19 protein-coding genes are annotated in these 22,729 nt (G+C 41.2%); 5 read left to right on the plus strand and 14 right to left on the minus strand.

The window, feature by feature from the left end; all coding sequences use genetic code 11:
• Positions 1-10 precede the first annotated feature (10 nt).
• Positions 11-1,072, plus strand: coding sequence for a hypothetical protein (locus AN390_RS15920; protein WP_055255340.1), 1,062 nt, complete (start codon positions 11-13; stop codon positions 1,070-1,072).
• 88 nt (positions 1,073-1,160) lie between these two features.
• Positions 1,161-2,228, plus strand: a complete 1,068-nt coding sequence (locus tag AN390_RS15925; RefSeq protein ID WP_055255341.1) for a hypothetical protein — start codon at positions 1,161-1,163, stop codon at positions 2,226-2,228.
• A 64-nt stretch (positions 2,229-2,292) separates the two neighbouring features.
• Here AN390_RS15925 and ttcA read toward each other — a convergent pair whose 3' ends face one another.
• The 11 genes from ttcA to ccoN form a co-directional block, all read right to left on the minus strand.
• Positions 2,293-3,210, minus strand: coding sequence for a tRNA 2-thiocytidine(32) synthetase TtcA (gene ttcA / locus AN390_RS15930; RefSeq protein WP_055255342.1), 918 nt, complete (start codon positions 3,208-3,210; stop codon positions 2,293-2,295).
• A 109-nt stretch (positions 3,211-3,319) separates the two neighbouring features.
• A complete protein-coding gene (gene uspE, locus AN390_RS15935) occupies positions 3,320-4,240 on the minus strand; it encodes a universal stress protein UspE (protein WP_055255343.1) in 921 nt (306 codons plus the stop codon).
• A 106-nt stretch (positions 4,241-4,346) separates the two neighbouring features.
• Positions 4,347-5,084 carry an FNR family transcription factor gene (locus AN390_RS15940; RefSeq protein ID WP_024032585.1) on the minus strand — a complete coding sequence of 246 codons (738 nt, stop codon included), beginning with the start codon at positions 5,082-5,084 and terminating at the stop codon, positions 4,347-4,349.
• Between the two features lie 68 nt (positions 5,085-5,152).
• On the minus strand, positions 5,153-5,824 hold the full coding sequence (locus AN390_RS15945; protein ID WP_055255344.1) for a sulfite exporter TauE/SafE family protein: 672 nt from the start codon (positions 5,822-5,824) through the stop codon (positions 5,153-5,155).
• On the minus strand, positions 5,817-5,984 hold the full coding sequence (gene ccoS, locus AN390_RS15950; protein ID WP_002963071.1) for a cbb3-type cytochrome oxidase assembly protein CcoS: 168 nt from the start codon (positions 5,982-5,984) through the stop codon (positions 5,817-5,819). Before ccoS ends, AN390_RS15945 begins: the two co-directional genes overlap by 8 nt.
• Complete coding sequence (locus tag AN390_RS15955; RefSeq protein WP_055255345.1) at positions 5,981-8,356, minus strand: heavy metal translocating P-type ATPase; 2,376 nt, start codon at positions 8,354-8,356, stop codon at positions 5,981-5,983. The genes ccoS and AN390_RS15955 overlap by 4 nt, the downstream gene beginning before the upstream one ends.
• Before the next feature lie 8 nt (positions 8,357-8,364).
• Positions 8,365-8,856, minus strand: a complete 492-nt coding sequence (locus AN390_RS15960; protein ID WP_004588822.1) for a FixH family protein — start codon at positions 8,854-8,856, stop codon at positions 8,365-8,367.
• A 141-nt stretch (positions 8,857-8,997) separates the two neighbouring features.
• Positions 8,998-10,032 carry a cytochrome-c oxidase, cbb3-type subunit III gene (ccoP, locus tag AN390_RS15965; RefSeq protein WP_054982343.1) on the minus strand — a complete coding sequence of 345 codons (1,035 nt, stop codon included), beginning with the start codon at positions 10,030-10,032 and terminating at the stop codon, positions 8,998-9,000.
• Entirely contained in the window at positions 10,029-10,214 is a 186-nt protein-coding gene (locus tag AN390_RS15970) for a CcoQ/FixQ family Cbb3-type cytochrome c oxidase assembly chaperone (RefSeq protein ID WP_004588824.1), read from the minus strand. Before AN390_RS15970 ends, ccoP begins: the two co-directional genes overlap by 4 nt.
• Positions 10,215-10,219: 5 nt before the next feature.
• Complete coding sequence (gene ccoO / locus AN390_RS15975) at positions 10,220-10,894, minus strand: cytochrome-c oxidase, cbb3-type subunit II (protein WP_004588825.1); 675 nt, start codon at positions 10,892-10,894, stop codon at positions 10,220-10,222.
• Positions 10,895-10,906: 12 nt separating this feature from the next.
• Entirely contained in the window at positions 10,907-12,340 is a 1,434-nt protein-coding gene (ccoN, locus tag AN390_RS15980; protein ID WP_004588826.1) for a cytochrome-c oxidase, cbb3-type subunit I, read from the minus strand.
• 339 nt (positions 12,341-12,679) lie between these two features.
• Between ccoN and AN390_RS15985 the strand changes: the two genes are divergently transcribed.
• The 3 genes from AN390_RS15985 (at position 12,680) to AN390_RS15995 (ending at position 18,064) form a co-directional block, all read left to right on the plus strand.
• Complete coding sequence (locus tag AN390_RS15985; RefSeq protein WP_054982344.1) at positions 12,680-13,105, plus strand: hypothetical protein; 426 nt, start codon at positions 12,680-12,682, stop codon at positions 13,103-13,105.
• 920 nt (positions 13,106-14,025) lie between these two features.
• On the plus strand, positions 14,026-16,608 hold the full coding sequence (locus AN390_RS15990) for a TonB-dependent receptor (protein ID WP_055255346.1): 2,583 nt from the start codon (positions 14,026-14,028) through the stop codon (positions 16,606-16,608).
• Positions 16,609-16,711: 103 nt separating this feature from the next.
• Positions 16,712-18,064 carry a hypothetical protein gene (locus tag AN390_RS15995; RefSeq protein WP_024032591.1) on the plus strand — a complete coding sequence of 451 codons (1,353 nt, stop codon included), beginning with the start codon at positions 16,712-16,714 and terminating at the stop codon, positions 18,062-18,064.
• A 67-nt stretch (positions 18,065-18,131) separates the two neighbouring features.
• Here AN390_RS15995 and AN390_RS16000 read toward each other — a convergent pair whose 3' ends face one another.
• From AN390_RS16000 to mfd, 3 genes are read right to left on the minus strand one after another with little or no spacing between them, the layout of a single operon-like run.
• Entirely contained in the window at positions 18,132-18,383 is a 252-nt protein-coding gene (locus AN390_RS16000) for a hypothetical protein (protein WP_004588905.1), read from the minus strand.
• A gap of 17 nt (positions 18,384-18,400) precedes the next feature.
• The gene (locus tag AN390_RS16005) at positions 18,401-19,237 is read right to left on the minus strand and encodes a peptidoglycan binding protein CsiV (RefSeq protein WP_024032592.1); all 837 of its coding nucleotides are present in this window, start codon (positions 19,235-19,237) and stop codon (positions 18,401-18,403) included.
• Complete coding sequence (gene mfd / locus AN390_RS16010) at positions 19,237-22,710, minus strand: transcription-repair coupling factor (protein WP_055255347.1); 3,474 nt, start codon at positions 22,708-22,710, stop codon at positions 19,237-19,239. The genes AN390_RS16005 and mfd overlap by 1 nt, the downstream gene beginning before the upstream one ends.
• Between the last annotated feature and the right edge of the window lie 19 nt (positions 22,711-22,729).

Here is a 22,729-nt window from a genome sequence, read left to right on the forward strand (position 1 = left end):
AAGGATTTATATGAACAACTCTAAACGAACACACACACTTAAATATCTACTTTTTGCCAGCGCTGCGTTTTTAATGAGCTTTTCTGCACTGAGTAAAGAGCACAAAATTATACTGATCCACGGCTTGCAGGTATCGCAAATAACCAATAAGTCGGGCAGCGATGTAATTAACGACGGTGAAACCTATTGGCAAACCTATTGGAATAACCGTGCTGATGAACGTATTGATTGGCCTGCCTATGAGCGCATTGAAGGTAAAATTGCGACCGATTGGGTATGGCCTAAATTAAAGCAAATATCGCGTTCTAACTTATGTGCTGATGGCTGTGTGCTAGTAACGCATTCAACAGGCGATTTAGTTGCTCGCCATATTATTGATAACCAAGCTAATTGGCTTGAAAATGCAGGGCTTACACCACTTAATATTGTGGCGACCTTTGATTTAGCGGGAGCAGGGGGCGGCAGCGAGCTTGCCGATATTGCTGTAAGTGCTTTAACTGGCGCAGCATGGAACTTTGCAGTGGATGCAGCACTCAAATGGTGGTTAGGCAGCGATGTGGCAGAAGCGGTGGGCGTATTACACGATTTAAAAGTAAATAACGCACGCAAAATTTCGCCGTTTCCAGATGCGCGTACGCCGCGTTTACGTTTTGTAGCCGATGGTAATGAGTACCTAGGTTTAACGGGCGGGTTTTTAAAAGGGAATGATGATTCGGTGGTGGCATCGCATTCATCGTGTGGAGCAAGCGCAGCTAAATCGTTTGGTAGTTGTAGTAGCACTATTGATACTAATGGCCAGTTAAAATCACAAGGCGATGCCGTTAATAGCTTTATGCCGCACCATTATCCAATGATGATGAGCGACAGTTACAGCCACAACGAGATCCATAATGCGCAGCGCAAAGGAAATGTCACAATTGCCATGAACAATATAAATGTAGATGGTCAAAATGTTGGCTTTAACACATTTGATAAAACAACGGGTACTTGGTTTTGGAAAAAACACTACCGCTATATTAAGGATTCAAACACACAAAGTGCCTCGGCACTTATTTATAACGTGATCCCTTAATTAAGTACCTAAATTTTATAAACGCGTTAGGTATTAAACGCTAGAGCGTGTAGTTATTTGCTGCACGCTTTTAAAGGATTGATGCAACATGAAAAAGTTTTACATTGGTGCCGCTGTAGTCAGTATTGCGATGTTTTTACTGTGGTTTACAAATAAAAATGAAGTTAAAACGCTTGAGCCTCCCGCTGCGCTGGCAATAAAAAACAAGACAGATCCAGCAAGCCCAGATAAAAACACCGTAATAACCATTGATGTGCCAAAACAAAAACAGGCAAAAAGCCCTCCCAAAATACATTATGATCAGCACTTGGCCAGTGCCGCTGAGCATGTGGCAATGCAATACCAAAGCGCACTAAAATACCCGCCTTATTCGCAGCCTTTAAGCGCACTTGATGAAGACCGTTTAAAGCCCAATCAGTTTTACCCAGTTACAAGCCCCATTGACGATGCGGGTAATGCCCTCGTTGTTAGTTTAGATAAATATCGGTTTGTATATCCGCAAGAAATAACCATTAATATTGCTGCGCAAAACCTAGCAGAGGTAAATGTAGCGCTAAGCAATACTGATACTAAAGCGTCAATCAGTTCAAAAACCACCACAGCTCAGCAGGGTGAAGCTACGGTTAAATTTAAAGCCCGTGAAGACTACCCGCGAAATTTACAGCTATTTGTAGAGGCAAATGTTGCAGGTAAAAAGGTACCTGCAGTAGCACAAATTCAGTATATGCCACCCAGTGCGACGCTTATTGATTTTGATAATGCCTATGCACAAAACGAAAACATGATAGCCACAGCTCATTTAAAAGTGCTTAAAAGTGGCTTATATAGAATTAGAGCTAATTTATACAGTGATACGACCCCACTTGCACATTTGGTGACTAAAAAGAAACTTTCACAAGGCAGTCAAACGGTGGATTTAAAGGCGCATTGGTCGGTATTACCACAAGGGGTGGTTAACATGCGTTTAAGTGACTTTGTGATAGAGCGCATGTCGCCAAGCCCAGGTGAGCGTAATAGTTTTGGTAGCAGTGAGATTACTGAGTTTGAAATTACAGATTTTGCCTACGATAGTTTGCAACAGTTGCCTTATCAAGCAAACGAGCAAGAGCGAATGAGTTTAGAGTTTTTAAAAGGGTTAGCTGATAAAGGCGCTTAGCAGGATTAATGAGTATAAAAAAAGGGGCGAGTAGCCCCTTAACTATATTTTTAAAACCGTTAGCTTAGCTTAGGTTAATAGTAACCACATCAGCTTGTTGCTGTTGGTTTTCATCTTCATCGCTTACAGGCGCGTTAGGTATATCTGGTTTATCGAGTGCTATATCGCCGCCATCAATAACGTCGCCGGTTTTTAGGTTTTCAAAGTCAAATAGTTCTGTATCGGCTAAATGCGAAGGCACCACATTTTGCATTGCAGTAAAAATACTCTCAATACGCCCAGGGTGGTCTTTATTCCACTGCGCTAGCATGCTTTTAGTGTGTTTACGTTGCAGGTTTTCTTGTGAGCCACATAAGTTACACGGAATAATAGGGTAGCCTTGGCTAAATGCGAATTTACTTATATCGGCTTCTTTACAATAAGCGAGCGGACGGATAACCATATGCTCGCCGTTATCGCTCATTAATTTAGCCGGCATGCTTTTAAGTTTACCGCCGTAAAACATGTTTAAAAAGAGTGTTTCGATCATGTCATCGCGGTGATGGCCAAGGGCAATTTTAGTTGCGCCCATTTCTTTGGCTGTACGGTACAAAATACCACGACGTAGGCGTGAGCAAAGCGAACACGTGGTTTTACCCTCAGGAATGATATCGGTAACAATGCTGTAGGTGTCTTCTTCTACAATTTTGTATTCAATATCTTGTTTATCAAGGTACTCAGGTAAAACGTGCTCAGGAAACCCAGGTTGTTTTTGATCGAGATTAACAACAAATAAATCAAATTTAATAGGCGCCACACGCTTTAAATGTTTAAGCATATCAAGCATGGTGTAACTGTCTTTACCACCCGATAGGCATACCATTATACGGTCGCCTTCTTCTATCATGTTAAAGTCCATGACGGCTTGGCCAGTAAGACGGCGTAAACGCTTTTGTAGCTTATTTAAGTTGTATTGAGCTTTGGCTTGAGCTGAGTGAGACACTACGCCCCCTTATAAAACAATGCGGCAAATTATTTGCTGAAAATAAAGGGGCGTATTATATACCCAAGTACTATGGGTATTAAAGCGCTAGTTAAGGCTTTGTTTAACTTTAGGCAAGCGGGCTTACATAGCCATCAGGTTTTAATGCCAAGACATCGCAATCTAGGCTATCAATTACGTGCTCGGCAGTGTTGCCAACCAATGCGGCACTTAGCCCCGTACGCCCTACGGTGCCAATCACCACCAGTTCGCTATTTAAGCGATTTGCTACATCGGGGATCACATCCTCCGGTAGGCCTTCTTCTATAAAGCATTGCTCATTAGTTAAACTAAAGGTTTTAGCAAGCTCGTTGGTAGATTCTATGTGGTGTTTTTTTACAGATTCGTTATAAAGGCCTGGGTTAAATTCTGGTATCTCTATGGCAATATTAATGGGTGTAGCAGGGTAGGCATTAACTAAGTTAAGTTTAGCGTTGGCAAGTTCACATAAAAATTGTGCATCTTTAATAATGCGTTTATTAAGGGCTACATGCTCATCGTTTTCACTAACCGCATTGACCGCGGCTAAAATATTACCTTGCTCAGGCCAAGCCATTTCTTTTACAAATAACACAGGTGTGGGGCATTTACGTACTAAGTGCCAGTCGGTAGGGGTAAAAATAACCGATTTTAGCGCACCATGCTGATGGGTACTTTTAACAACTAAATCGTATTCTTGTTCAATAACGGTATTAATAATGGCTTCAAAAGGGCGGTTATGCCAGACCACCTGGGTGGTGATATTTACATCTGGGTAGGAAGAAATTATATCCTTAAGCCATAATTCTCTATCGTTTATAACGGCTTTTCGCATTGCTTCGCGCTCTTCAAACGACAACATGGTGGTCATTTCGTAAGAAAAGTCGTAAACAGTCATAAAGGCGGTAATACTGGCGCCTGACTTTTTGGCTAAATCAATCGAGCGAGCTAAACCGTGATGGTCATCCTTAGTGGGATCAATAACGGCTAAAATACGTTTAATAGTGTTCATATGCTACTCCCTTTTTAACTTACTTTCAGTGTAACGTAAATACACAGCAGTTAAAGGGGTAGCACACAAATTGTTGTTCTAAATCAAAGTTACAACACCTATTAGCTTAGCAAGGCTTAATTATTGCTGCCGTTTTGGCGAGTGCGTCACTGTCTAAAATAGTAATAAATTTACCTTCTACCTTTATTAAATCGGCTTTTTGAAAACGACTTAATAAGCGGCTGATGGTCTCAACGGTTAGGCCTAAGTAGTTACCTATTTCACCACGAGTCATGGTAAATCTAAACTCTTTACGCGAAAATCCGCGCTCGCCAAAGCGCTCCGAAAGGTTATAAATAAAGCTCGCTAGGCGCTCTTCTGCCGATTTTTTATTAAGAAGTAGCAGCATTTCTTGATCGTAGGTAATTTCGCTACTCATTAAACGCATAATTTGTTGGCGAAGTTTGGGTAATTTACCTGCTAACTCATCGAGTGTATCAAACGGGATTTCGCATACCATTGATGTTTCTAGTGCTTGCGAAAAGCTCTGATGAGCCATTTTGCTGATAGCATCAAAGCCGACTAAATCGCCGGCTAAGTGAAAACCGGTAATTTGCTCATCACCTTGCTCAGACAATGTATAAGATTTAAATGAGCCTGAGCGTACTGCATAAATTGCATTAAGCGCAGCACCGGATTCAAACAAGTAGTCGCCTTTGTGCAGGGGCTTTTTGCGTTCAATGATTTCGTCAAGTTTATCCATTTCTTGGCCATTTAACGAAAACGGCAAACACAATTGGCTGATGCTGCAGTTATTACAGCTAATTGCACAATTACTTTTAGCGCGACTTTGAGAGAAATCCATAATTTAATCCGTTTTAATTTTTATACACAGCAGTGAAAATAAACCGAGTGGCTTAATACAGCTGACGATTAATGTACTAGTTTGTCGATGGCAATGATCAACAGGTACATACCATACCAAATTATAATACTGCCTAACACAATTCGCGTCCATGGGTGGTTAATAACACTATTAAGCTTTTGGGCGGCCAGGCCTAAGGTGATCATGGCCGGAAAGGTGCCAAGCGCAAAGCAAAGCATCACTAGGGCACCATCAAATGCACTAGGGCTGGTCATTGCCCATGTGAGCGCTGAATAAACCAAACCACAGGGTAGCCACCCCCACAAAGCACCGTAACCCAATGCTTTAGCCGTTGAATCTACTGGCATTAAATATTTATTAAGCTTAACTATATGCTGCCAAATAAGTGTTTTGCCTATTTTTTCAAGCCATTGCAGAGTGGGGCCTAAGCGCATTATATACACGCCTACCAGCAGCATAAAAATAGCCGCAATGAATGAAAGGGTTACAGAAAAAAACGTATTTTGCTTTGCAAATTGGCTACTTATACCCGCAACGAGTGCGCCAGCCAGCATGTAGCTACAGGCTCGGCCAAGGTTATAAGCAAATGAATAAATAACAGATTGGCGTTTGTTACTGGCCAATTGCAATGAGCTGGCAATACCACCGCACATGGCAAGGCAATGTCCGCTACCAATTAAGCCCATTAAAAAGGCGCTGGTGTAAAGTGGGTCAATCATTACTTTTGTTGTGTTGTTCTTTATCATCTTCAAACAAAATACTATGACCTTGTTTGTTTAAATCAGAGAATTGCTCGCTTTTAACGGCCCAAAAAAACACGCCAATGGCAATAATCACAAATAATATGGCAATCGGGATTAAAATATAAATTATGCTCATAACTTTAAAAGCCTTAGTGAATTACTAATCACAATAATTGAGCTGGCAGACATACCAATAACGGCCATCCACGGTGCAACAAGCCCAAGCGCTGCAAGCGGTAAAATAGAGGCATTATACAACAAAGACAGCGCCAGGTTTTGCTTAATGATTCGTCTAGTTTGCTTAGCAACATTGAGTAAGTGCGCAATTGAGGCTAAATCACTGTTTAACAGCACTACATCGGCACTGTTTTTAGAAATGTCGGCACCGGTTTCCATTGCAATGGATAAATGGGCACTGGCAAATACTGGGCTGTCGTTAATGCCATCGCCTACCATGGCAACCACTTCGTTTTGAGATGACCATTGCTCTACGGCAGTTTGTTTATCTTTAGGCGACAGGGCGCTTTGGCTGCTGTTGAGCTTTAATTGTTTTGCTATTTTTTGCCCAGCATCTGATGCATCGCCTGTGAGCATATGACAGCTCAAGTTTTGTGCTTGTAAGGTACTTATAAGCTCACTGGCACCGGGTTTTACTTTATCTATAAAGTAAAAACGAGCAACTACGCGTTTATTTATAAATAGGCTTGCTTGGGCATTTGTTTTTTTACTGTCAAACCAGCCGCTTTTACCAATAGCGTAATGATCATCTGTGCTTTGTGCACTAATGCCCATACCTGGGTGTACAGTAATGTTTGTAAGGGCAAGTTCGGTGGTGGCGTATTTATTAAATGCGCTGGCTATGGGGTGCTCAGAATAACGCTCTAACTGGGCTGCAATATTAAGCGCTTGCTCTTTAGAGATTGTGTCATCGAGTATATCAATGGCATCTAAGCTAAATTTACCTTGTGTGAGGGTGCCTGTTTTATCAAAGGCAAACAGTGTTAATTGCGAGAGGGTTTCGAGCACATGTGCTTGTTTAATTAACACCCCTTTTCGGGTGAGCGTGGCTACAGCGCATGTTAATGCGGTAGGTATAGCAAGGCTAAGCGCGCAAGGGCAAGTGGCAACCAATACAGAAATAGTGATCCAAAACGCGTGCTCTGGGTCAATTTGGTACCAGCCAATGGCCGTTATAGAGGCAAAAACTAGCAAGCAGGCAATAAACCACTGGGCAACTTTATCGGTAATTTCTACCAGTTTAGGGCGCTTGGTAAGCGCAGTGTGTTGTAAGTGTATAATTTGGTTTAGTAGGGTGTTTTGGCCAATTTTATTTATTTTTATTTCTATTACGCCATCATGATTAACACACCCGGCATACACATTGTGGCCAATAAACTTATTAACGGGCTGATGCTCACCGGTCATCATCGACTCATCAACGCTTGTTTGCCCCTTGATAAGCTCTCCGTCAGCGGGAATAGTTTCGCCAGCTTTTATGAGTACAACATCATTAAGCTTAAGTTTTTTAGCTGCAATAATATGCTCTTGGCCATTATCATCAAGGGTGCGGGCGGTTAAAGGTAGCAGCTTTTGTAAGTTGGCGGTAAACTCGCTGGCTTTTAATCGGGCTCTAAACTCAAGGTATTTACCTAATAATAATAAAAAGGTAAACATACATACCGATTCAAAATACACTTCGCCTACTTGCATAAATGTGGCATAACAGCTGGCGCTATACGCACCAAAAATAGCCAGCGAAACGGGTAAGTCCATATTTAACTGTTTTGCTTTTAAGCCATTAATAGCATTAGTTAAAAAGGGTAATGCGCTGTATAAAATAACGGGGGAGGCAAGCACTAGGCTTATCCACCTAAAGTATTGCTCAAAGTTATTATCCATACCCGAGAACATGCCAAAGTACATGGCAAAGGCAAACATCATTACTTGCATGGTCATCAGCCCTGCAACACCTAAGCGGCGTATATAGGCTTTTGCTGTTTGTTGTTTTTGTTGGGCTTCGTCATCGGCTTGAAACGGGTAAGCTTTATAGCCAATTTTGGCTAAGGAAGTAATAATTTCGCTCAGCGGGGTTTGGGTTTTATCCCATTGGATCATGGCACGGTTAGTTGAGGTATTAACATCAACGCGCTTTACCGTTTTTAAGCTAAGTAATTGCTTTTCGATAAGCCATGCACACGCGGCGCAGGTAATGCCTTCAACACTTAAAAGTACTTGGGATAAGTTATCGGTTGTGGCTATAAACTCATCTTGTATGTCTTCGTTGTCGTAGCTTTTAATAAACGCGAGTTGCTCAGGGACTAACTGCTCTACTTTACCAGCGCGTACGGTGCGGTATTTGTAATAGTCGGTCATGCCTTGGTCAACAATGTTTTGCGCAACCGCTTGGCAGCCAATACAGCACATAGGCTGTGGCGTGTTATCTATTGTTACGGTTGCGCGAAATCCATCTGGCACACTTTCAAGGCAATGAAAGCAAGAAACGCTCATAGTGGTGGCTACTTATAATTTGGGGTAACTAACAAAGGCTGCTCTGTAGGAAGAGTAATGTTTTCTTTTAACTTCCAACTACCATCCACCGGCTCTATAAATACAGAGTAAGCACCTGGTGTGTAGTTATCTAAAAGGGCAGTAAATTCTTTATTTGCATTAGGGGTAAGCGTTGCTTCAAAGTCATGCGCTTTGATGGTGCGATGATAAAAAGACAGCTTTAAAGCGTGTACGTTACTATAATCGCCTTTGGTAAAGGCAAAACTGGCACGCTCGTTTGTAACATTAAGCTTGCCATGTAAAAACAGTGCTTTGGCTTTTTCAAACTTAGTAAGTTCTAAGTTTATTGCTTTGCCTTTTTTATAGTAATCATCAACCACCATATCTGGGCCGTTGCCCACAGCAGTAATAATTAAGGTTATGCACCCAATAATGGCCGCTAGCGGAAAAAAGATTAAAAACCAAGGCCAAAAATTTTTATACCACGGAGTAGGTTGCATAGTTGCTCTAAAATTAGTTTAGGTAGGGCTATTTTATAGCAAATATTTGTAAAAGACTAAAAAAAAGCCTCCGACTGGAGGCTTTTTTGATCTGGATTAATCTGTTGAAATAAAAAGATTAATTAATAGTTAACTCGGTGTTTATTTATCTTGCGATAAACTGTAAACATAGGCAGTTAACAGGTGAATTTTATCTTCACCTAAAATATCTTTCCATGCTGGCATTACACCGGCGCGGCCATGGTTAAGGGTTTCTTCAACAGCGCGTTGAGAGCCACCGTATAACCAAATGTTATCTGTAAGATTTGGTGCACCAAACGGTAAGTTATGTGCAACAGAGCCTTTACCATCTGCACCGTGACACGCGGCACACATCGCAAACTTAGCGGCACCTGCAGCGGCATCTTTTTGGTTAACAGTACGACCAGACAAGCTAAGTACGTGCGCTGTCATTTCTTTAACGCCTTGCTCACCAAGTGCTGCACTCCAAGAAGGCATTGCTGCTACACGACCATAAAGAAGCGTTTCTTTAATTTTGTCTGGTGAACCACCGTATAACCAATCTTTATCAGTTAGGTTAGGGAAGCCAGTTGCACCACGTGCATCTGAACCATGACATTGCGCACAGTTTTGCGAGAATAAACGCTGACCAATTTCAAGTGCTAACTGGCCGTCTGTTTGTTCATGCTTTTCGCCATTTTCAAGGGCTACTTGCTGCGCTGCATCACCTTCAAATTTAGAGTTAACTAAATCTAATACTGGTACTTGTGCAAGCTTGTTAAAAATAGGACCAAAGCGCTCTTGTGCTGCTTCGTATTCTTTATCAAGCTTTACATAGCGGCCTTCTTCTTTTGCTTTAGCCGTGGCTTCTTTAGATTCAGCTAAAGAGGTAATACCTTGGTTAGAGCTTGTCCATTTACCTAAACCTTCCCAGTTACCTAAACCTGGATAAGCTGCTAAGTAATATACCGACCAAATAAATGTTGCGAAGAACATGTACGTCCACCATTTTGGGAGTGGATTATTTAGTTCGGTAATGCCGTCATATTCATGTCCGCAGTCTTCACCTTCTTTTACGCCCGCATAGTTTTTAAGGTTCCAAACTAATAAGCTAAAAATGATGATTAAGCAGGCTAGGGTTAATACAATAACCCAAATACTCCAAAAGCTAGTCATTTTTCAGACTCCTTTTCCTCGTTAGAGAGTGTGTTGTTATGTTTTTTTTCATCTTCGAAAATGGCATTAGCAGCGTCATCAAAACGATTTTTGCTACGCTTGCTGTATGCCCATACAACAATCACAATAAACAATACTAAAATTACCAGAGTCAAAATGCCTCTGTATGTTCCGTAATCCATAATAATTACTTCAAGTGGGTGCCAAGTTGCTGTAAATACGCGATTAGGGCTTGCATTTCTGTTGCGCCTTCGCCGTTATTCATAGCGTTAACTTTATCAACATCTGCTTGTAGCTCTTCGTCGCTGCCATAACCTAAACCCGGGTGTTTAGGGTTTTCTGGGTTAATAGCAAAAGTATCACGGAAAATTTGTAGTTTTTTCAGAGTCAGGCTGGTATCAACCTTAGTCTCTGCTAACCAAGGAAAACCTGGCATGTTCGACTCAGGAACCACGGCGCGTGGATCAACTAAGTGTGCATAATGCCAATCGTCCGAGTAACGGTTACCTACACGTGCAAGGTCAGGACCAGTACGTTTAGAACCCCATTGGAAAGGGTGATCCCATACTGATTCGCCCGCTACAGAGTAGTGACCGTAACGCTCAACTTCATCACGAAAAGGACGAATCATTTGTGAGTGACAGTTATAACAACCTTCACGTACATAAATGTCACGACCTTCCATTTCAAGCGCGTTAAGTGGGCGCAAACCTTCTACAGGTTTTGTTGTATCGTCTTGGAACATTAGCGGAGTAATTTCAACTAATGCACCAAAACTAATAGCAAAAACAGTCAGAATAGCCATTAGGCCAACGTTCTTTTCTACTATTTCATGTTTATTTTGTGAATTTTTATTGCTCATCATCTCACTCCGTTATGCTAATTGTGCTTGCGCGTCTAACTTCAGTGATTCTTTCTCAGCTGAAATTGTACGCAGAACGTTGTAAGCCATAACTAACATACCTGTAACGATGAATACACCGCCTACAAAGCGCATAATATAGAAAGGATGTGATGCTTCTAAAGACTGAACAAAGCTGTACATTAATGTACCGTCAGAGTTAACTGCGCGCCACATTAGACCTTGCATAACACCTGAGATCCACATTGCAACAATGTAAAGTACAACACCTACTGTGTGTAACCAAAAGTGCGTGTTAACCAATTTAACGCTGTACATACGACCTTGTGCGAATAACGCAGGGATAAGATGGTAAATAGCACCAATTGAAATCATCGCAACCCAACCTAGTGCACCTGAGTGTACGTGGCCAATAGTCCAATCTGTGTAGTGAGATAATGCATTTACAGATTTAATTGCCATCATTGGGCCTTCAAACGTAGACATACCGTAGAAAGACAATGAAACAACTAAGAAACGCAGTACTGGGTCAGTACGTAGCTTATGCCAAGCGCCAGAAAGCGTCATTATACCGTTAATCATACCACCCCAAGACGGTACAAATAGGATAATAGACATAACCATACCTAAACTTTGCGTCCAATCAGGAAGCGCAGTGTAGTGAAGGTGGTGAGGACCTGCCCAAATGTAAAGTGAAATAAGTGCCCAAAAGTGAACTACCGATAAACGGTAAGAGTAAACTGGGCGACCTGCTTGCTTTGGTACAAAGTAGTACATCATACCTAAGAAACCAGCCGTTAGTAGGAAACCTACAGCGTTGTGACCGTACCACCACTGAACCATTGCATCTACCGCACCTGCGTAGATTGAGTATGATTTAGTTAACGACACAGGTACTGCCATGCTGTTTACAATGTGTAGCACTGCAACAGTAATAATAAAGCCAGCGTAAAACCAGTTAGCAACGTAGATGTGCGATACTTTACGTTTGATCAGCGTACCAAAAAATACGACTGCGTAAACTATCCATACTACCGCGATTAAAATATCGATTGGCCACTCAAGCTCTGCATATTCTTTAGAGCTAGTAATACCCAGTGGTAATGTAATTACGGCTAATACAATAACAAGCTGCCAACCCCAAAAAGAGAAAGCGGCGAGTTTGTCTGAGAAAAGGCGCGTTTGACAAGTACGTTGAACGACGTAATAAGACGTCGCAAAAAGTGCACTGGTACCAAATGCGAAAATTACTGCGTTCGTGTGTAACGGACGTAGTCGAGAGTATGTTAACCATGGTGTATCAAAGTTAAGTGCTGGCCAAGCTAATTGGGCAGCAATCAGAACCCCAATACTCATGCCAACGATGCCCCAAATCACTGTCATAATAGCGAATTGGCGTACAACTTTATAGTTATACTCAGTTTGTGATGCTACTGTTTGGCTCATTTTCTGGCTTCCGCTGCAATAAATGCGTTTAGAAATGAATTACCCACCGTTTAAAGTGGGGCCTACTATTTTCCCCAAGCGTATTACCTAAAACGTTCAAAGCCTGAATGCTTCAGAAAACAAACTCGAGAAACCCTTATTTTTTGCGGGTGAAATGATAAATTTTTTGGCCTAAAAAAGATAGGTCAATTACATAAAATTATGACATCAATCAAAGTTTGTGAGTTTGTTGTTTATTTTTTGATACAGATTGTACCTATATTAACCAAACATCACACTGGCTATTGTTATTTCAAAGCATGCTAATTAAGATTTGTTTTTATTTAGCGCGGATTTGTTATGCATATATATAGATTATCTTTGTTTTTAATGCTGTTTTTTGTATTAACAGGCTGTGACAATGCCAACCAAAAAGATCAAAAAGCACTGTTAAAAACAAATTGCGACACGAATCAGCGCTGTATTTATAATACCGGTGTTAAAGTATGGTTAAGTGATAAAAACATTACCCCCGAAACCCCCTTTAGTATTTACCTTGATTTACCCGCCCACCTAAAAATAGATAACGCTAAGCTTGAAAGTATAACCATGTATATGGGTTTTATTCCGCAAAAGTTCACTAAAGAAGCAACTATTTATAAAAGTGACACTATGGTGGGCATATGCTCTGAGAAAAATATGCTATGGCAACTGGTGCTTAATTTAAGCAATGTTCAAACTGGTGAGCAAATCACTCACTTTTATAATTTTTACGTAACATATTAAGAAACCTTTTCATGCCAATCATTTTTTTAGCTGGCGCATAACAAAAGTCAGCTATTAATTAGGTATTACTATAATAAGCTATTCCTATAATAAGGCATTACTATTTAGCGGTACGTCTTATATATGTAGCGCTGCAATAGCAAGTGTATAAAATTGTATTTAAAGCACTAACACACATTTAAACCTCTTTGCTGCCTTGTATGCCGTAACCTTTTTTTCATTCTCATCTGTTTTATGTTGGTGTGCTTACTCGTTCTTGTTATAGAGTGAATTGCCTTAAGCCAATAGGGTGTATTTTAGTTGTTTATAGTAAAAGCGTCTTGCTTGCATTACCGAGTATGTAAAAAAGTAAATCCTGCTTACTTTCATGATAACTGTTTTAATCAAGCTAAACGCCCTCAAATTAAGACCCTCTAATGATTTGCTAAATTAAATAACGCCTCCCGATCCGAGCAAACGTTGAAGTCTCGCTGAACAAAAAACATTACCCAAAAAACGAAATAAATAGCTTAATAAGACTATTTAAGCGGTAAATCTGCATATTTATGGTTATTAATTTTATTACAGCTTTACGGTTTTACTAATGCGCTGTGATTAATATGTTAATTTTTCTAAAAAGGGTATATTTATCCACTAATTACATTTGATTACAATCTGCATAACTTTGATTTCAGGTGTGTTTTAATTGCTTTCTTTTTGTTGCATGTCTATGATTTTTAGTTGTTTTTTTTAGTTAACACTGCAACAAGTTATAACCTTTGTACCTTTTTTGGTTATTCTTTTTTGGTGTTGTATATATAGCAATCACCCATTAAGTTTTTGTTCAGTTAACTCAGCCTAAGTTGCCCCCCTGACTCACAATTCTTATAAAAAGTGAGCATTACCAATCAAGGTAAATTTCCAACAAGTAGGGTTTATTCATGAAAAAATCAACTCTTGGTTTAGCTGTAATCGCAGCAATCCCAATGTTCTCAAGTATGCAAGTAGTAGCGGCCGAAGATGGCGCAAACGCTATTGAAAAAATTCAAGTAACGGGTTCTCGCATTAAGCGCGCAGATATGGAAACCGCTAGCCCAGTTACTTTAATCGGTGCAGATGACATTGCTGCAACCGGCGCAGTTTCGGTTGATGCCGTATTACAAAAAATGACTGCTACTGGTGGTGCAATGACCAACCCAGGTATCAATAATGGTTCTGGTGGTAATGCTTCTATCGATTTACGTGGTTTAGGTTCACAACGTACACTAGTACTTGTAAATGGCCGCCGTATGATCAACTCAGGCACAGGTGCTGCCTCTACTGTTGATTTAAACACTATTCCTGTTTCAATGATCAAGCACATTGAAGTACTTAAAGATGGTGCATCTGCAGTATACGGTACTGATGCGGTAGCAGGTGTTGTAAACATCATCTTAAAAGATGACTTTGAAGGTTTAGACTTAAATGTTAAATCTGCAATCACTACAGAAGGTGATGCTGATGAAACGTCTTTCGATATCACTATGGGTGGTAGCTTTGGTCGTGGTAACGTTGTAATTGGTCTTCAGTACACTGACCGTGGTGACGCATCTCAAGCAGATCGTAGCTTCTCTGATTGTCCATTAACAGAAGATGGCGACGGCAGTGCACCTTACTGTTCTGGTTCTTCATACACGCCAAATGGCCACGTATGGTCAGGTGATGAATCACTACAAGGTCAAGCAGACAACGGTTGGCATGACTTTGGTTCTGATGATGCTTACAACTACTCATCAGACAGCTACCTATACACGCCTATGCGTCGTTTAAACCTTACAGGTATTGGTAGCTTCGATTTAACAGATGACACGCGTTTATACTCAGAATTCACATACTCTAAGCGTTGGTCAGAGCAACAAATGGCGCCACAGCCAGTATGGTTTGACTTTGATTACACTGAAGATATGGGCGATTCACTAACAAGCCACAATATTAACTACGGTGATGAAGTTTCTTACGGTCGTCGTATGACAGACACAGGTACTCGTGATTTCTCACAAGTTGTTGACACTGTACGTACTGTAGTAGGGGCTGCAGGTTACCTTGACAGTGGTTACGATTGGGATGTGTCTGTAATTTTTGGTCGTAACGATTCAGTTGACCGTTTAAGCAACCTTCACAACATGGGCTCTATCCAAGATGCAATCGAAGCGGGTGACTTTAACCCACTTATGCAATCTTCTTGGTCTGCTGAGAACTTAAGTGACTACGTTTACACTGAGCAAAACTCAGGTGGTAGCCAATTACTAATGTTCACTGCATCATTAGCTGGTGAAGTAATGGAACTTCCTGCAGGTTACGTAGGCTTTGCTGCTGGTGTTGAGCGCCGTGAAGAAAAAGCATGGTACATCCCAGATTCAATCACATCACAAGGTCTTGCAAACGACCCACGTGTTGAGCCAACAAGCGGTCGTTTTGACGTAAACGAAGCGTACTTAGAGCTTGCAATTCCTTTAGTTAGCGATGCGTTCTTAGCGCAAAACGTTGAACTAAGCACTGCAATCCGTGCTTTCGATTACAGCACCTTTGGTTCTGACGAAACATGGAAACTTGGTTTAACTTGGCGTGTAAACGACGAAGTAATGCTACGTGGTGTTCGCTCTACAGCATTCCGTGCGCCTACAGTAGCTGAGCTATACTCAGGTAATTCACCTTCGTTTGAACAAGTTAGCTTCCCTGGTGCACAAGACCAAGCAGAAGTAACTGTTGGTGGTAATGACCAATTAACGCCTGAAGAAGCTGATACGCTAACAGCGGGTATTGTGTACGAGCCAGAGTGGTTTGAAGGTTTCTCAATGACGTTAGATTACTACGACATTGAAATTGAAAACGCAATTGCGACAGTTAACAACCAATACATTGTTGACTCTTGTTTAGCAACAGATGGTTCATTAGCTAACCAAAGTACTGCGTTATGTAGCTCTGCTGCGGTATCGTTTAACCAAAGCACTGGCCGTATTGCTTTTAATAACCAACTACAAAACGTAGGTTACGAGCAAACTAAAGGCTACGACTTAAACTTAAACTACACATTTGATGCAGCTGGTCTTGCGTGGAATACATCACTAGATGTTACTTACCTAGACGAGTACCTAGTAGATGTTGTTGAATCAAGCATTGATTACGCTGGTTTAATTACTTCTGGTATCGGTGGTTATGCAGATGTTAAAGCTAACTTTGAACTAACTGTGAAAGGCGACGCTTGGAACGCAAACTACAAAGCACGCTACATTGCAGGAATGGATAGCTACAGCTGTCAAGGTGATGAGTCATCATGTTATGCGCCTACAACGCCTTCAGTTGTATACCATGATATAAGCGGTGCTTACATCTTTAACGAGACTGTGTCAGTAACAGCAGGTGTTAACAACTTATTTGATAAGCAACCACCTTACTACACAGGTAACAACGATTCTAACACTGACCCGTACACATACGATGTACTAGGTCGCCGTGTATTTGCTGGTGTAAACGTTAAGTTTTAATTAGCACATTAATCGTATTAAGGCTCAGTGTTTACTGGGCCTTTTTTATTGAACAAAATTAAGGAGACCAGTACACTTATACACTCAATAAAAGGAGAGTTGTTTGATAAAACAAGACGAAAATTTATCTTTTGTCATAGAACCAGAGTTATCCCCTCGCTCTGAGCAGCGTATCGACCTGTATTTTTCTATCCCCAATGAAATGGGTATAAACGTGCAAACCCTCAGTGAAGAATCTTATTTTAATAACCACTTTAAATCGCACTTAGCTTATAACGCTAAAAACATACACTTACCCTTAGTGCGTAGCCGCTTTGTTAGTAAAAATAAAGGTGAGCAACAAGATTACCGCCAAAACCTTAATTTGTACTGTTATCAGGTGCGTTTAGCGCTCGATGCTGATATTAAAGATGCATTAAAAATTCAAGAAGTGGATGCTTTTTATGCCCGTGCACAAGAGCTGTTTGAGCAAAGTGAAGGGCTGCTAAAAAAGCTGCGCAGATATACCCCCGATGATGAAAAGCTGGTGCCGTTTTACACCAATGCCGATAACTATTTAAGTTGGCATGTTGAGCAGTCGTTTTTAAAGCTATTAGATGAAGGCCCGCGCAGCAGTGACTTTGCGAAAGAGCGCAACGACTTACTGCAATTTTGTAAAAACGAAAATACATACCGGTTTGAGCAAAATTACAACTCAGAAACCACGTTGCAAGATGGTAACCGCATTACAAATAAAATGCGTTTACTGCAGCGCCTTATAGAGCACGGCGTTATTTTGCATCGCAATACGCGTTATTTAAATAGTTACTTAAAGCGTTTAGTAAAAGGCACGGTTACAGCTGTCATTATGGCATTTGTAATGGTGGTTATACTTAACGCGCGCTCAACCTTTACCGAAGTTACCGCTACCCTTATTTTAATATTAGGGGTTATTTACGGCTTGCGTGAAATATTTAAAGAAGACATTACGCGGGTAATTTGGCGCGCTATTGTGCGGGGGCGTCCTAAATGGCGGTTTGTATTTAAAAACAGCATCACTAAAGACCGCGTTGCAAGTCAGTTTGTGTGGCTTGAGTATATGCGTTTTAAAAAAATCCCTAGTGAAGTAAAAACAATATTTTCAAAAAGGCGTCAGCAAAACAAGCTAGCCGCGCAGTGGCTGCATTTTGCCAGTGAAACACGTGTTTCTGCCAAAGAGTTTTTACCAGGCTACGATACTCTACAGCAAAGTATGCGTTTTAATTTGGCGCCTTTTGCACGGTATTTAAAACGCGGCGAGGGCAAGCTGTATCATTTAGATGGTAATAAAATATCAAAGCAAGCGGTTGAAAGGCGCTACCAGTTAAATTTGGTGATGGTATTAAAAGACGAGGAAAGAACTTTATACCAGCGTTACAAAATAACCCTTAATCGCAGTAAAATAGTTAATATTGAACTTATTTACTCTAAAAAATAGAAAATAAAAAAGGGATAGCAACGGCTATCCCTTAGTGTCATGTAAATTTACCTAATTTAACGCAGTATTACTGTGTAATACCGTGCTTAGAATAAATAGTTACCTTGTCTGAAACGAGTGTTATTTCAATGTTTTTAGACTCATCACCCCATACACAATTAGTATGTAGGGTTTTTTCTACGCAGTTATCAGCAGAGCCTAAAATAGCTTCTACTTCGGCTTTATCCATGCCAACTTCAATTTTTTCGTAGTTTTCTAGGCTTACTTTTGAACAAGCTGCCAGGCTTAGCGTTGCTGCGATGATCAGGAGTTTTTTCATTGTTATGTCCTATTGATTTAGTGTTTATACTTTCGTATTTGTACAATCATGCCCATACGAGGATGATCAAAGTAATGGATTTCACCACTAATTACACGTTTAAATTGTGAAAAGCGGGCCGATTCTATATCCCCATTAGGTAGTTTTTCGTTTACGTCAAAATCAGCGGTTATGTACAGGTAGTGGCGTAAATGTATTTTAAATAAACCATCTAGCTCCCAATAGCTTAGGGGCTGCTCTGAGGTATTAAATAGCTGTGGCTTACTTTGTACTAGGCTAATAAAGTCGGGATTTGAATAATTAGGCGTAGTGTTAACGTCGCGTTTTATATGATCACCAGAAATTAAATGTATGCTTGGCGCACGCGATTTACTTGCCCCTTCAAAGCGCCAGCCGGTATGTAGTAGCGGGGCTAAACCTTTTCTGTCTAAAGCGCGGCGCTGGGCAGTAAATTGTAATTGCTCAGGTGCGAGTAAGTAGGGCTCATCCATTGTATCTTGTGCCGGTGCTAATGGCGTAACGGGCAACTCGTCGTAACTTTTCATAAAGTCGATACTGTTATCACACACACCCGATTGTGGGTTAGCATTAACTAAAGAATCGGTAAACGAGCGTTTTTGAAAGCGACTATCGCCATCTATACATGCCTGCATAGCTTGCTCTGTGTATAAAGGGGTGAGTAGCTCTAACGTATTTTTCGCCTTAATGGGCTCGTGCTTTAAGCTAAAGTCTTCTTGTAAATAGGGGGCAGGGCGCTGTTTAAATACCAGCACTTCTACTTCAAACCAACGTTCTGCAAATGCGGTGCTGCTAAATAAGCAACATAACACGATAAGCGATTTTTTTAGCAACATTAATGGCTAACCTTTTTTTCGAAATCTGCAATCATTGCAGTGACCATTTTTAAGCGTTCACGAGGGTTTACCTCATTAATCGCAAAGCGCAATTTATTTGCGCCATCCATTTTGTACACATGGGGTGCACTTTGTATCAAGCCTATGATGAAGCTAGGATTAACCTTCGTATTTTGGCTAAATTCAAAGTAGCCCCCTTTAGGGTTTGCCTCTATTTTTGTAATTCCTAAATCGCTAGCACGCATTTTTAGTTGCTGCATACTAAATAGGTTTTTAGTGGCATCAGGTAATAAACCAAAGCGGTCTATTAGCTCTACTTGTAATTCGTCCATATCGGCAAGGTTAGCACAACTTGCAATGCGCTTGTACATACCTAAACGCGCATTAACATCGTGTATGTAATCATCAGGTAGTAAGGCAGGGAGTTTTAAATCAACTTCAGTTTGCTGCTGAAGCAGATTTTCAAGCGTTGGCTCTTTACCATTTTTAAGGGCATTAACCGCTTGCTCTAGCATTTCCATATACAAGCTAAAGCCAATAGTTTGCATTTGCCCTGATTGATCGTCGCCTAATAGCTCACCCGCACCACGTATTTCTAAATCATGTGTAGCAAGGGCAAAACCTGCGCCTAAATCTTCCAACGACTCAATTGCTTGTAAGCGTTTGGTGGCATCTTTAGAAAGTGCTTTAGCATCGCCTGTTAATAAATAAGCATACGCTTGGTGGTGGCTTCGCCCAACACGGCCGCGTAATTGGTGTAATTGCGCAAGGCCAAGTTTATCGGCTCTGTCCATAATAATAGTATTAGCAGTAGGCACATCAATACCGGTTTCGATAATGGTGGTACATACCAGTACATTGTATTTTTGATGATAAAAGTCTGTCATTATTTGCTCAAGCTCTTGCTCGCGCATTTGCCCATGAGCAGAGGTGACACTAGCCTCTGGTACCGATTCGCTGATCTCTTGTGAGACTCGCTCAATAGTCTCAACATTGTTATGCAAAAAGTACACTTGGCCGCCGCGTTTAATTTCACGCAGTATGGCTTCGCGTATTAAGTCGCTGTCGCGTTGGCGTACAAAGGTTTTAACTGCTAAACGCTTAGCAGGTGGGGTGGCAATAATTGATAAATCACGCATGCCGCTCATCGCCATATTTAAAGTACGCGGAATAGGCGTTGCAGTAAGCGTTAATATATCTACATCAGCACGTAATGACTTTATTTTTTCTTTTTGGCGCACACCAAAGCGGTGCTCTTCATCAACAATTAGTAAACCTAAGTCGTTAAATTTAATATCTTGCTGAATTAACTTATGTGTTCCAATAACGATATCAAGTTTACCGTCTGCCATTTTTTCAAGCGTGTCTTTTTGCTCTTTAGTTGAATTAAAGCGAGACAACACTCCCACTTCGATAGGGAAATCGGCAAAGCGGTCTTTAAAGTTTTCATAATGTTGCTGAGCCAGCAGGGTGGTTGGTACTAACACGGCTACTTGTTTGTTATCGTTAACCGCTACAAACGCGGCGCGCATAGCCACTTCTGTTTTACCAAAGCCTACATCACCACACACTAAACGGTCCATAGCAAGTTTTGATTGCATATCACCAAGTACGGCTTCAATAGCATTACGCTGATCGTCAGTTTCTTCAAATGGAAAGCTGTCGCTAAATTGGCGATAGCTTTGCCCATCGAGTGCAAATTTATTACCTGGTTTTGCTTGGCGCTGTGCGTAAATATCTAACAGCTCCGCGGCTACATCACGTACTTTTTCGGCGGCACGCTTTTTGGCTTTCTCCCAGGCATCCGAGCCAAGTTTGTGAAGCGGGGCGCTTGCTTCTTCACCGCCGGAATAACGGCTTAGCATATGCAGTGCCGATACCGGCACATACAGTTTTGCTTCACCGGCATAAGTAATGGTAACAAACTCAGTGATTACACCTGCTGCGTCAATTGTTTGTAGGCCTTGATAGCGCCCAACACCGTGGTCAAGGTGCACAATTGGCTGGCCCTCTTTAAGCTCGGCTAAGTTGCGAATTAACGCATCTTGGCTTGCTTCGTATTTATGTTTACGGCGTCTGCGTTGCGACACCTTAATACCTAACAGCTCTTGCTCGGTAATAATAGAAAGGCTAGGTTTTGTGCCCAGTACAACACTTTGCTCAAGAGGGCTTACAATTAAGCCTACATCGCTTTGGCTTTGTGTAAATTGCTGTAAGCTTTCAAATTCTTTAAACTTTAAGCCGCTTGGCTTAAGCACGCTTAATAAAGACTCGCGGCGACCATCAGACTCAACACTTAATAAAATACGGCTTTTTTTCTTTTTTTGTTCTGCCACATAGTTAATAAATGCGCCGTAGGGTTCGTGTTGTTTATGATCGATTCTTACTGTGGGCAGCTCGCTCACATTTAAGTTTTTATTGCCTGCTTTAGTGGGTAATTTAGCTTGCGATAAGCGTATTCGTGAAAACTCACCTAAATTAGAAAACAACTCATTAATAGGTTGATACAACTCGCTGGGCGCCAGTAGTGGACGCAGGGGATCTACTTTTCGGTTTTCGTAGCGTACGTTTACATCGTGCCAAAAGGTATCTGCGGCGTGTTCTAAGTCACCTAGTTGCATAACCGTAGTGGTGTTTGGCAAGTAATCAAAAATGGTGGCAAGCTTTTCAAAAAACAGCGGCATGTAGTATTCAATACCGGCAGGCCAAGTACCTTTGCTTACTTGCATGTAAACAGAGTCTTGCTCTGAGCTGGCCCCAAATTTGTCGCGATAATTTATTCTAAAACGCTCAACGTCTGCTTCGTTGGTTGGAAATTCATGCGCGGGAAGTAACTCAATTTTATCTACTTTTTCATCTGAGCGCTGGGTTTCTACGTCAAATAAACGAATAGAGTCGAGTTCATCGTCAAAAAAGTCGAGCCTAAATGGGTGCACACTGCCCATTGGGTACAAATCAACAATAGAGCCACGTATTGCGTATTCGCCGTGCTCCATTACCTGTTGTACGTTTAAATATCCTGCTTGTTCTAAATTACTGCGCAGGTTATGGGTGTCGAGCTTATCGCCTACTTTAAAATTAAGGGTAGAGCCATAAATAAACGAAGCAGGCGCAGTACGTAGCATTAACGTAGATACAGGCACTATAAGTACGCTTTGCTGCTCGTTTTTTAAAGTGTTTAAAGTGGCTAAGCGCGCTGAAATAATATCTTGGTGCGGAGAAAAATGGTCATACGGCAAGGTTTCCCAATCAGGAAATACCATTACCGGGTTATCTGGCAATAAGTATTCGAGCTCGGTTTCAAGCCGTAATGCGCTTGGCGTATCAGGCGTAACTATAAGCACTAAATCGTTTTGCTGTTTTACACCTTCTGCAATGGCTATACTTAGTGCACTGCCAGTTAGCTGCCCCCATTGAATTTTATCTTTTTGAGATTTTACCCACGGCAAGGCTGCCCATTGCTCAAACGCCATTTAGTGCTCCATTTTTTAG

Origin of the sequence: Pseudoalteromonas sp. P1-11 (assembly GCF_001399995.1) — a bacterium.
Lineage (GTDB): Bacteria > Pseudomonadota > Gammaproteobacteria > Enterobacterales > Alteromonadaceae > Pseudoalteromonas > Pseudoalteromonas atlantica.

Excerpts from the sequence above, each read along its gene's own strand:
- mfd (WP_055255347.1), bottom strand. The coding sequence starts at position 22,710 with ATGGCGTTTGAGCAATGGGCAGCCTTGCCGTGGGTAAAATCTCAAAAA.
- AN390_RS16000 (WP_004588905.1), bottom strand. The coding sequence starts at position 18,383 with ATGAAAAAACTCCTGATCATCGCAGCAACGCTAAGCCTGGCAGCTTGT.
- AN390_RS15925 (WP_055255341.1), top strand. The coding sequence starts at position 1,161 with ATGAAAAAGTTTTACATTGGTGCCGCTGTAGTCAGTATTGCGATGTTT.
- AN390_RS15945 (WP_055255344.1), bottom strand. The coding sequence starts at position 5,824 with ATGATTGACCCACTTTACACCAGCGCCTTTTTAATGGGCTTAATTGGT.
- AN390_RS15955 (WP_055255345.1), bottom strand. The coding sequence starts at position 8,356 with ATGAGCGTTTCTTGCTTTCATTGCCTTGAAAGTGTGCCAGATGGATTT.
- ccoS (WP_002963071.1), bottom strand. The coding sequence starts at position 5,984 with ATGAGCATAATTTATATTTTAATCCCGATTGCCATATTATTTGTGATT.
- AN390_RS15920 (WP_055255340.1), top strand. The coding sequence starts at position 11 with ATGAACAACTCTAAACGAACACACACACTTAAATATCTACTTTTTGCC.
- AN390_RS15985 (WP_054982344.1), top strand. The coding sequence starts at position 12,680 with ATGCATATATATAGATTATCTTTGTTTTTAATGCTGTTTTTTGTATTA.
- AN390_RS15970 (WP_004588824.1), bottom strand. The coding sequence starts at position 10,214 with ATGGATTACGGAACATACAGAGGCATTTTGACTCTGGTAATTTTAGTA.
- AN390_RS15960 (WP_004588822.1), bottom strand. The coding sequence starts at position 8,856 with ATGCAACCTACTCCGTGGTATAAAAATTTTTGGCCTTGGTTTTTAATC.
- ccoP (WP_054982343.1), bottom strand. The coding sequence starts at position 10,032 with ATGACTAGCTTTTGGAGTATTTGGGTTATTGTATTAACCCTAGCCTGC.
- AN390_RS15940 (WP_024032585.1), bottom strand. The coding sequence starts at position 5,084 with ATGGATTTCTCTCAAAGTCGCGCTAAAAGTAATTGTGCAATTAGCTGT.
- AN390_RS16005 (WP_024032592.1), bottom strand. The coding sequence starts at position 19,237 with ATGTTGCTAAAAAAATCGCTTATCGTGTTATGTTGCTTATTTAGCAGC.
- ccoN (WP_004588826.1), bottom strand. The coding sequence starts at position 12,340 with ATGAGCCAAACAGTAGCATCACAAACTGAGTATAACTATAAAGTTGTA.
- uspE (WP_055255343.1), bottom strand. The coding sequence starts at position 4,240 with ATGAACACTATTAAACGTATTTTAGCCGTTATTGATCCCACTAAGGAT.
- AN390_RS15990 (WP_055255346.1), top strand. The coding sequence starts at position 14,026 with ATGAAAAAATCAACTCTTGGTTTAGCTGTAATCGCAGCAATCCCAATG.
- ccoO (WP_004588825.1), bottom strand. The coding sequence starts at position 10,894 with ATGAGCAATAAAAATTCACAAAATAAACATGAAATAGTAGAAAAGAAC.